The organism is Nonomuraea turkmeniaca (assembly GCF_005889735.1).
Lineage (GTDB): Bacteria > Actinomycetota > Actinomycetes > Streptosporangiales > Streptosporangiaceae > Nonomuraea > Nonomuraea turkmeniaca.
Genome location: NZ_VCKY01000020.1, coordinates 65,810 through 75,324 on the forward strand (window position 1 = coordinate 65,810; position 9,515 = coordinate 75,324).

Annotated in this window: 11 protein-coding genes; 5 read left to right on the forward strand and 6 right to left on the reverse strand. The window is 70.2% G+C overall.

Features of this window, described 5'->3' with window-relative positions; genetic code table 11:
• The first annotated feature begins 22 nt into the window (after window positions 1-22).
• Both ETD86_RS08635 and ETD86_RS08640 read left to right on the forward strand, forming a co-directional pair.
• Window positions 23-865 (forward strand): alpha/beta fold hydrolase, encoded by an 843-nt coding sequence (locus tag ETD86_RS08635; protein WP_246147785.1) that lies wholly within the window; start codon window positions 23-25, stop codon window positions 863-865.
• Window positions 866-1,248: 383 nt separating this feature from the next.
• Entirely contained in the window at window positions 1,249-1,605 is a 357-nt protein-coding gene (locus ETD86_RS08640; protein ID WP_138665576.1) for a cupin domain-containing protein, read from the forward strand.
• Between the two features lie 15 nt (window positions 1,606-1,620).
• On the opposite strand, the gene ETD86_RS08645 is transcribed toward ETD86_RS08640, so the two are convergent.
• Both ETD86_RS08645 and ETD86_RS08650 read right to left on the reverse strand, forming a co-directional pair.
• Complete coding sequence (locus ETD86_RS08645; RefSeq protein ID WP_170222951.1) at window positions 1,621-2,496, reverse strand: tetratricopeptide repeat protein; 876 nt, start codon at window positions 2,494-2,496, stop codon at window positions 1,621-1,623.
• A 19-nt stretch (window positions 2,497-2,515) separates the two neighbouring features.
• The gene (locus ETD86_RS08650; protein ID WP_246147786.1) at window positions 2,516-3,949 is read right to left on the reverse strand and encodes an aldehyde dehydrogenase family protein; all 1,434 of its coding nucleotides are present in this window, start codon (window positions 3,947-3,949) and stop codon (window positions 2,516-2,518) included.
• A gap of 154 nt (window positions 3,950-4,103) precedes the next feature.
• On the opposite strand from ETD86_RS08650, the gene ETD86_RS08655 reads away from it, so the two are divergent.
• Entirely contained in the window at window positions 4,104-5,183 is a 1,080-nt protein-coding gene (locus ETD86_RS08655) for a class I SAM-dependent methyltransferase (RefSeq protein WP_138665579.1), read from the forward strand.
• Here the strand turns inward: ETD86_RS08655 and ETD86_RS08660 are convergent.
• Complete coding sequence (locus ETD86_RS08660; protein WP_138665580.1) at window positions 5,180-6,115, reverse strand: hypothetical protein; 936 nt, start codon at window positions 6,113-6,115, stop codon at window positions 5,180-5,182. The two genes, ETD86_RS08655 and ETD86_RS08660, sit on opposite strands and share 4 nt — an antisense overlap.
• Before the next feature lie 52 nt (window positions 6,116-6,167).
• Here ETD86_RS08660 and pgeF point away from each other — a divergent pair, with 52 nt between their 5' ends.
• Entirely contained in the window at window positions 6,168-6,875 is a 708-nt protein-coding gene (gene pgeF, locus ETD86_RS08665; RefSeq protein ID WP_170222952.1) for a peptidoglycan editing factor PgeF, read from the forward strand.
• Here the strand turns inward: pgeF and ETD86_RS08670 are convergent.
• The 3 genes from ETD86_RS08670 to ETD86_RS08680 are packed head-to-tail and all read right to left on the reverse strand — an operon-like array spanning window position 6,872 to window position 9,101.
• Window positions 6,872-7,213 carry a hypothetical protein gene (locus ETD86_RS08670; RefSeq protein WP_138665581.1) on the reverse strand — a complete coding sequence of 114 codons (342 nt, stop codon included), beginning with the start codon at window positions 7,211-7,213 and terminating at the stop codon, window positions 6,872-6,874. The genes pgeF and ETD86_RS08670 overlap by 4 nt on opposite strands.
• 26 nt (window positions 7,214-7,239) lie before the next feature.
• A complete protein-coding gene (locus ETD86_RS08675; protein WP_138665582.1) occupies window positions 7,240-8,382 on the reverse strand; it encodes an ATP-dependent DNA ligase in 1,143 nt (380 codons plus the stop codon).
• Window positions 8,379-9,101, reverse strand: a complete 723-nt coding sequence (locus tag ETD86_RS08680) for a pyrimidine reductase family protein (protein ID WP_138665583.1) — start codon at window positions 9,099-9,101, stop codon at window positions 8,379-8,381. The genes ETD86_RS08675 and ETD86_RS08680 overlap by 4 nt, the downstream gene beginning before the upstream one ends.
• Window positions 9,102-9,257: 156 nt before the next feature.
• Here ETD86_RS08680 and ETD86_RS08685 point away from each other — a divergent pair.
• A partial coding sequence (locus ETD86_RS08685; protein WP_138665584.1) for a hypothetical protein occupies window positions 9,258-9,515 on the forward strand: 258 nt, incomplete at its 3' end.

Below are 9,515 nucleotides of genomic sequence, written 5' to 3' on the forward strand. Positions count from 1 at the left end.
CCGCGGTCATTAGGCTCGCCGCGTGGTGAAAGAGCTTGACCTCGACCTCGGCGCCGGCCGCACGCTGCACGTCTACGACACGGCTGCCGACGCCGCCGATCGGCTGACCGTCTTCTGGCATCACGGCACCCCCAACATCGGCACGCCCCCAGCACCGCTCTTCCCGGCCTCTGACCGTCTCGGCATCCGCTGGGTGTCGTACGACCGCCCTGGCTACGGCGGCTCCACCCCTGCCCGAGGCCGCAACCTGGCTTCGACGGCGGGCTACGTCAACCGGGTCGCGGACGCTCTGGGCATCGGCAGGTTCGCCGTCATGGGCCACTCGGGCGGCGGCTCCCACGCCCTGGCCTGTGCAGCCCTGCTGCCCGACCGGGTGCCGGCCGCGGTCAGCGTGGCGGGAATCGCCCCGTACGGCGCGGAGGGTCTCGACTGGTTCGCGGGCATGTCCGCCTCTGGCGAGGCTTCCCTGCGTGCCGCTGTCGCGGGACGCGCGGCGAAGGAGCGGCACGAGGCGGCGGCCGAGTACGACCCGGAGATGTTCGCCCCAGTGGATCACGCAGCGTTCGAGGGGGAATGGTCCTGGTTCGGCGGCGTCGTCGGCCCAGCCCTGGAGGGTGGTCCCGGCGGGCTGATCGACGACGACCTCGCGTACGTCTCCCCCTGGGGCTGCGATCCTGCCGAGGTGACCGCACCGGTGCTGCTCCTGCACGGCGGTCAGGACCGGGTGGTGCCCAGCTCGCACGGCGAGTGGCTGGCCCGCCACGGCCGTTGGGCCGAGCTGCGGCTCTACCCGGAGGACGGGCACATCTCGGTCCTCCACTCGGCCGCGCAAGCCCTCGAATGGCTCCGCGCGAACGCCGAGTAGCGCAAGGCGGCTTGGGCGCTGAAGCCGAAGTACGGATGCCGCACCCCGTGGCGGCGCGCCGACCCGGCCGACGCGCCGCGAGGAGCGGTCGGCGCCTTACCCGGCTCCGACTGCGGCCTGGATGTTCTCGGCGGCCTCCTGCGGGCTGATGTCCGCCGCTTGAGCGGCACTCTGCAGATCCTGTGTGGTGATGTTGGCCGGATTACCGTGATCGTTCTCCGGCTCTCCGCAGCCACAGCTCAGACACATGTCAGTCTCCCCTCCTGCGAGCCCGCACCACCTACCCGGCAGACGGCGATGAAACGGGCACAATCCGCAGCTCAGACGTAGTGCTGCACCTCCGGCACCATGGCGCTTCGCGGGGCCATGGCTATGCTTCCGCCATGCGGATCATCGAAGGTGCGGGGGAGTGGACGCCGCCCGCCGCCGGAGCGGCCAACGACTGGGTGGAGAACCTGAGGGTGCCGGACCTGTCGGTGGGGACGTACTGCATCCCGGCCGGCGGACTCGACAGCCAGAGTCCGCACACCGAGGACGAGATCTACGTGGTCACCGCGGGGCGGGCCAAGATCGTGACACCGGACGGCACGGCCGAGGTGGGCCCAGGGGCGGTGATCTTCGTGCCGGCGGGGGAGGAGCACCGGTTCGACGAGGTGACCGAGGACCTGGCGCTGCTGGTGGTGTTCGGGCCGGCGTACGGCTCGCGCGCCCATGGCAGCGCTGCGGCGCAGGACGACTGATCCCCCACGGACCCCCTAGTCGCCGAATTCCAGGTGGAGGGCTTGGGTGAAGTCGGAGACCGCTTCCTCGTGGCGATCCAGCTCCTGGAAGATCTCGCCGCGCACCCGATACGCCCATACATACTCAGGGTCCAGCTCGATCGCCCGGTCCAGGTCGCTCAGTGCCGCCTCGTTGTCGCCCAGCTCGCTCAGCACCGCGCCCCTGCTCCCCAGCGCCCGATCATTGTCCGGGTCCAGCTCCAGGGCGCGGCTCAAGTCCACCAGTGCCTCCTCGTACCGGTCGGCCATCCGGAAGGCCTCGCCTCGCCTGCTCAGGGCGCGCACGTGCTCGGGCTCCAGGTCGAGCGCCTTCGTGTAGTCGTCGATCGCCTCGGCGTACAGGTGCAGGCGCTGGTACAAGTCTCCTCGGGCCACCCAGGAGTACGGCAGGTCGCCGTTCAGGGCGAGGATCTTGGCGTGCTCGTCCAGGGCCTCGTCGAGGCGGTCCAGGTCCACCAGGGCGTCCGCCTTCGCCTCCAGGATCCACAGGGAGTCGGGGGAGAGGGTGAGGGCGTGGTCGAAGTCGGCCATGGCCTCCTCCAGGCGGCCCATCGCGGCGTGGGTCTGGCCGCGCGAGCCGAGCGCGTACGCGCTGTCCGGTTCCAGCTTCAGCGCCTCGTCGAAGTCCTCCAGCGCGGCCTCGTACCGCTCGATCATGCGGTGGCTCTCGCCGCGCAGGCGCCAGGCGCGGGCGTTGCCGGGCGCCAGGGCGATCGACTCCGTCAGGTCCGCGATCGCGGCCTCGTGCCGCGACAGGGCGATGTACGATTCGGCGCGGCTACGCAGCACCGATGCCCGCGACTGGGCGGCTGCCGCAGAAAGCCCGTCATGGTCCTTGATCCCCTCGCTCACGAGGGGCAAATCTATCCCACTAAATCTGGATAATGGCGGCCTTTTCACGAGTGAACTCAAGGACCGAATCGTGCCCGTACCCACTGTCCTTGACGCCCCCGAACGGCAACCCCGGCGGCATCTGCCGGAATGTGTTCACCCACACCGTGCCACTCTGCAGATCCCGTACGAAGCGGTGCGCCCTCCCCAGGTCGCGGGTCCAGACGCCGGCCGCCAGCCCGTACGGCGAGTCGTTGGCGATCTCCTGCGCCTCCTCGTCCGTCTCGAACGGCAGCGCCACCGCCACCGGCCCGAAGATCTCCTCCTGGCACACGCGCAGCGAGTTGTCCTCCGTCGCGAACAACGTCGGCTCCACCCAATAGCCGCCCGGCAGCCCAGGCACGACTTCGGCGCCCGTCCGGCCGCCGAAGACCAGCCTGGCACCGTCCTTCTCGGCCAGTTCCAGGTACGAGGTCACGCGCTCGAACTGCCCGGCCGACACGATCGGCCCCATCGTCGTCCCGAGGTCCTGTGGGTCGTCCAGCACCAGGCCGGCGCAGATGTCCCGGATCCGGCCGAGCATCTCGTCCCAGATCGAGCGGTGGATGAGGATGCGCGAGCCGGCCACGCACACCTGGCCGGCGTTCCCGGTGTAGATGGAGTTCACGGTGACGCCCTGGGCAGCCGCGTCCAGATCGGCATCGGGAAAGACGATATTGGGGGACTTGCCGCCCAGCTCGAAAATCAGGGGCTTCAGCGCGTCCGCCGACGCCCGGGTGATCGCCTGGCCGGTCGCCGTCGAGCCGGTAAGGCTGATCTTGCCGACGTCGCGGTGCCGCACGAGGGGGTCCCCGACCGCCTCTCCCATGCCGCTGACGATGTTCAGCACGCCGGGCGGGAACACCTCGGCCAGCAGCTCGCCCAGCCGCAACACCGACGCGCTGGCCTGCTCGGCCGGCTTGACGATCACCGTGTTGCCGGCCGCCAGCGCGTACGCCGCCTTCGCGGAGAACGTCGAGATCGGGGAGTTCCACGGGATGATGCAGACCACCACGCCGAACGGTTCGCGCCGTGTCAGCCCGAGCGCGTCCGGCCCGAGGATGACCGTGTCACCCTTGACCGCGTCCAGGCACTGCCCAGCGGCCAGCTGCCACAGGTACGCCATGCCCGGCAGGTCCTTCTTCAGCGTGTCCCGCAGGATCCGGCCGTTGTCGCGCGTCTCCAGCCTGGCCAGCTCCTCGGCATGCCGGCCGAAGACCTCCGACACCTTGCGCAGATAGTGCGCCCTGGCCAGCGCGGGCAGCGCCGACCAGGCAGGAAACGCCGCGCGGGCCGCCGCCACGGCCGCCTCCGCCTCGGCGGGGCCGCTCGCGGGGATCTGCGTCCACACCTCGCCGGTGGCCGGGTCGACCGAATCCATCGTCCGGGCCGCGGCGACCAGCTCGCCGCCGATGAGATTACGATAGTCAGGCACGCACCCAAGCATATGCTTGCTTGATAACATCCGGCCATAAATCCAGAAATGTCGATGAGAGCCCGCGTCTCGTCACTCAAGAGCCTGTAAAGCGCCCGAACACGGGCGCATAGTCACGAGAGTGCGGGGCAAGACGCTTCGCAGGGTGGTGGCTATGTCATATCGACGACTTTTGGGGCGGCTGGCGTACGGCTCCCGTTATGACCGTGTTCCTTGGGGTCAGCGCGTCTACGTGCGGCCCGGCGAGCGGATGATCCGCGAGGCGCAATGGAAGTGGCTGACCAGGCGCGCGCCGGTCTTGCCGTTGGACGATTACCGGCGGCTCAGATCGCTGGGCGAGATCGAGGAGTTCCTCAGCTGCATGATGTGCGGGGAGGCCCGCCAGCAGCCGCTGTTCGAGCCGGCCGGCGAGACGGGATCGTGGCGCTATTACGTCGTCCGCTGCCCGTCGTGTGGCTTCCTCTACCGCAATCCGAACGTCCGCCCAGAACGCCTCGGCGACCTGTACGCCACCGGCTACAGCAAGTTCCTGTCCGGCAAGTACGCGGCCAACCGGCAACGCCGCTACGACCTGACCATGAAGGCGTTCTCGCCGGTGTTCGACGAGGGCAAGGAACGTCGGCTGCTGGACTTCGGCTCCGGTGTGGGCCTGTTCCTCGAGCTGGCCGAGCGGCGGGGCTTCGAGGCCTACGGGGTGGACCTGTCACCGGAGTCCGTCGAGCAGGCCAACGAACGGCTGAGCAAGGCGCGGACCTATTTCGGCGCGCCCGAGGACGTGCCGGAGATCGCGGCGGGCGGGTTCGACGTGATCACGCTCTGGTCGGTGCTCGCGCATCTGCCCAGGCCGCTGGAGGACTTCAAGACGTTCCGCCGGCTGCTGGCGCCCGGTGGGGTGCTGCTCATCCTGACCGTCAACGCCCGGTCGCTGCTGCTCAAGGCGTACGGGGCGGCGTGGAGCGGCTTCACCAAGAACCACCTGATGTTCTACTCCTCGGAGACCGTGCGCACGCTGCTCGGCCGTACGGGCTTCGCCGGCGTCGCCTTCGCCCCCCACTACGGCGACACCATCGAGGCGGGCACCACCAACCTGGCGCCCGATCTGGTCACGCGGCTGCGGCGCAACGTGGAGCTCAGCGACGGCGGCAACATGATGCGCGTGCTGGCCTTCGCCGACGAGGAGGCGATCGGCCGCTGGGGCGGCGGCCCGCTCACGATCCACCGCCTGCACGCCTAAACTTCGGGCACGCCCAGGTCGGAAGGGTGGGACTGGGCGGGCTGCCGCTTGGCCAGCTCCGGGTCGAGTTCCTCGATCAGCCGCTGCACCAGCGCGGCCCGCCGCACCCGCTCGCGCCCCAGCTCGCGCGGCACCGCGCCGAGGTGCCCGCCGGACGGGTAGATGTTGGGCGCGTTCCGCAGCCCCATCTTGAGGTAGACGGGCGCGGTGGCCCGGACGATCTCCACAGCCTCGTAGAACCGTACGAACCCGCCCTGGTCGTCCGGCACCTCCAGGTAGAGGTCGATCGGCAGCCGGGTCGCGGCCCGGATCTCGGCCAGGTGCGGGACGGTCAGGTCGGTGCCGACGTTGACCGTGGTGGCGCCCAGCCGTTCGAGGATCGCGGCGGTGGGGCCGTTCGTGAGCGGCAGCAGCACGGACGTCTTCAGCACCAGGTTGGCCGGTAGCGTGCCGTCCTCCTTGAGTGCCCGCAGCACCTCCAGCGTGCCCAGGTCCCCCACCAGCAGGCTGCGGATGCCCAGCGAGCAGGCGCGCAGGGCGTCGGCCACGCACGCGGCCACCATCGTGTTGCCCCGTGCGGAAGCCCCCACCGCCTGCGTGAGCTTGGCCTGCCCGCCGGTGTCCCAGGCGGCCCGCGGCCCGAGGAACAGGTTCACCTCGATACCGCGCTCGGCCCCGATCCTCGCCATGTCGGAGATTTCATCGTCCGTCAGCATCATCACGCCGCTGCCCTGAGAGATCCTGGCGACCGGCACGCCGAGCCGGTCGGCCTCCGCGACCACGGCCTCCAGCACGGCGGGCCCCTCCACGCTGGGAATCTCGAACCGGTACGGCGCGCCGTCCGCGAAGCTCGTCCCGGCGGGCGACGCGGCCTGCACCACCGGGTGCCCAAGTCGCGCCATCAGCGTGTGCAGATCGGCAAGGCTGGTCATGGGCGGTCTCCTCGTCCTGTGTTCGCTCTCCCAGCACTCTAGGATCTAGGGCATGCAGCTGGCCCCCGGAGTGCACGTCGCCGTCACCGACCGCCACGGAGGCGTCAGCGCCCCGCCGTACGGCTCCCGCAACCTCGGCGGCCTGGTCGGGGACGACCCCGAGGCCGTGCGTGCCAACCGCGCCGGTCTGGTGGCGGAGCTGGGCGTGCGGGCCGTCGTCTTCATGCGCCAGGTCCACAGCGCCGACGTCGCGTACGTGAGCGAGCCGTTCGGCGCGGACCCGCCCCCGCTCGACGGCGTGTTCACCACCGAGCCGGGGCTGGCGCTGGCCTCGCTCGGGGCGGACTGCCCGGCGGTGCTGGTGGCCGACCCGGAGGCCCGCATGGTCGGCGCCGCCCACTCCGGCCGCCCCGGCACCGAGGCCGGCATCGCCACCGCCCTGGTGACGGCCATGGCCGCCAAGGGCGGCGAGCCTGGCAGGATGGTCGCGCTGGTGGGGCCCGGCGCCTGCGGCCGCTGTTATGAGGTGCCCGCCGAGCTGCGCGAGCAGGTGGCGTCGAAGGTGCCCCAGACACGCTCCACGACGTCGTGGGGCACACCCGCGCTCGACCTGCGGGCCGGCATCGAGGCCCAGCTCAGGGCGGCGGGGCTGACGGACATACGCCACGACGCACGCTGCACGATCGAGTCCGAAGACCTCTACTCACACCGCCGCGAGCAGCCGGGCGGCCGCTTCGCGGGGCTCATCTGGCTGGCCTAGCCGCTCTTGCCCCGGTTGTTGAACAACACGTTGACGATGATGATCGCGATCCAGACTGGGACCACGTAGCCCGCCCGCCCGTCGCCTATCAGCACGAACAAGATGGTGGTGAGGGTGCCGAGGCTGAGCGACACGATCGCCAGGGCGAGCCGCTGCGCGTCGCTCGGCCCTTGGTGGGCCGCCGACTTGGGGGCCGCCTGGGCCAGGCGCTCGTCCACCCGCCGGTCGACCTCCTGGCCCATCTTGTCGAGGAACGACTCCACGATGGCGTCCTCGAACTCAGGCCCCAGATCCCGGCGGGCGGACACAGCTGCCTTCAACTCATCCCCAGTACTCATAAGTCGAGATATAACGGGATATTGGGCTAGCGGGCAAGGATATCGTCAAGGTTGTAACTGACCGGACGCTCCAGCTGCTCGTACGTGCACGACTCCGGCGTGCGGTCGGGCCGCCAGCGGCGGAACTGCGCGGTGTGCCGGAAGCGGTCGCCTTCCATCTGGTCGTAGGCCACCTCCATCACCCGCTCAGGCCGCAGCGGGATGAACGACAGATCCTTCTTGGCGTTCCACCGTGACACCGCCCCCGGCACGCGCTGCCCGCCCCTCGCGGGCCCCGCGGCCGGCTGGCCGAGGTTGGCCGCCGCCTGCTCGGCCCAGTGCCCCCACGGGTGCTCGCTCAGCTCGGCGACGAGCGGCCTGAGCTCCTCCACCAGCTCGGCCCTGCGCGCCATCGGGAACGAGGCCGCCACCCCCACGTGGTGCAGCCTGCCGTCGTCGCCGTAGAGCCCCAGCAGCAGCGACCCCACGATCGGGCCGGACTTGTGCTCCCGGTAGCCGCACACCACGACGTCTGCCGTCCGCTCGTGCTTGACCTTGAACATCGTGCGTTTGTCGGGCACGTAGGGCTGGTCGCCCGGCTTGACGATGATGCCGTCCAGCCCCGCGCCCTCGAACGTCTCGAACCACTCACCCGCCTGCTCGTCGCTGGTCGTGACCGGCGTCAGCCGGACGGACCCGACCTTCTCCGGGAAGATCCCCTCCAGCCGGGCACGCCGCTCCGCGAACGGCTTCTCCATCAGCGACTCGTCGCCCAACGCCAGCAGATCGAACGCGATGAACTGGGCAGGCGTGCGCTCCGACAACATCTTCACCCGCGACGCGGCCGGATGGATGCGCTGCTGCAGCGCGTCGAAGTCCAGCTGCGATCCCATGGGCAGCACGATCTCGCCGTCCACCACGCACTTGTCCGGCAGTTCGACCCTGACCGCCTCGACCAGCTCGGGGAAGTAGCGCGTGAACGGGCGCTCGTTGCGGCTGCCCAGATAGACCTCGTCCCCGTCGCGGAACACGATGCAGCGGAATCCGTCCCACTTCGGCTCGTAGAACAGCGTGCCGTTCTGCTTCGGCATGGCCTTGACCGGCTTGGCCAGCATGGGTGGCACCGGTGGCCGCACCGGCAGATTGGGCACCGGCTCCGGCTCTTCCACCGTCCCGATCGGTTCCGTCATGAGCTCCGCTCCCTCACGTACCTGCAGAAGAGGACCCCCTCCTCTTCCAGCACCTGGCTGAGATCCAGCCCGACCTGCGCGGGCTCGCCGTTCTGGATGCGCGCCGCGCCGCCCCCGACCAGCATTGGGCTGATCGACAGGCACAGCTCGTCGACCAGGCCGCAGGCCGACAGCTGGGCGTTGACCCGGGGCCCGCCCTCGCACAGGATCCTCGTCAGCCCCCGCCCGTGCAACTGCGCCACCGCCAGCCGCATGTCGACGGTGTCCTCACCGGCCACGATGACGTCGTTGTGCCTGGCCAGCTCCACGCGCCGATCGTGGGGCGCGGCCTCGCAGGTGATCACGATGGTCTTGCTGGTGGCGTCGGTGAACAGCTCGGCGTCCAGGTCGAAGCCGAGGCTGCGGCTGATGACCGCGATGTGCGGCACCTCGGGGCGGCCGGCGCGGATCTCCGCCCAGGAGTCACGCGGCTTGACCGGGCCGTACCCCTCCTTGCGGACCGTCGAGGCGCCCGCGAGGACGACGTCGGCCAGGCCGCGCAGGATCTGGAAGATGCGTTTGTCGCCGCTGCTGGACAGGCCGCCGGAGCGGCCTTTCAGCCAGGCGGCGCCGTCGGCGCTCGCCACCATGTTGAGCCGCAGCCACGGCCGGGCCTCCGGGTAGGCGTACGCCTGGATGATGTCCGGGTTGTCCTGTATGTCGGGATAGATGCGCCGCACCCCTCTACCTTGACACACCCTGCCGACAACCTTCCCACCCAGCTTCGCCACCCCGTCCGGCGATCGGTGCAGATGCCGCTTTCGCTTATGCGAAGACATACCGGTGACTCTCGGCTTAACGTGACAACAGGGATGGTACGGACAGGGGAGGGGCCCGTGGGTCTGGTCACCGCCGGGACGTGGACGATCGCCGCACTCGCCGGGATGTACCTGCTCTACCTCTGGCTCGCGGGAGACGGCATGCGCCGGGCCAAGGTCACCCGGTTCCCGGCGACCCTGGTCTTCTCCCATCCGACGCTGGCGGTGTCGGCGCTGGTGTGCTGGGTGGCCGGCCTGATCACGGGGAGCCGGGCGCTGGCGTGGGTGGCGTTCGGGGGACTGGCGGTCGCCGCGCTGCTGGGGTTCGTGATGTTC

Coding starts and splice junctions, on each gene's coding strand:
- ETD86_RS08640 (WP_138665576.1), top strand. CDS start 1,249: ATGCGGATCATCGAAGGTGCGGGGGAGTGGACGCCGCCCGCCGCCGGA.
- ETD86_RS08655 (WP_138665579.1), top strand. CDS start 4,104: ATGTCATATCGACGACTTTTGGGGCGGCTGGCGTACGGCTCCCGTTAT.
- ETD86_RS08660 (WP_138665580.1), bottom strand. CDS start 6,115: ATGACCAGCCTTGCCGATCTGCACACGCTGATGGCGCGACTTGGGCAC.
- pgeF (WP_170222952.1), top strand. CDS start 6,168: ATGCAGCTGGCCCCCGGAGTGCACGTCGCCGTCACCGACCGCCACGGA.
- ETD86_RS08670 (WP_138665581.1), bottom strand. CDS start 7,213: ATGAGTACTGGGGATGAGTTGAAGGCAGCTGTGTCCGCCCGCCGGGAT.
- ETD86_RS08675 (WP_138665582.1), bottom strand. CDS start 8,382: ATGACGGAACCGATCGGGACGGTGGAAGAGCCGGAGCCGGTGCCCAAT.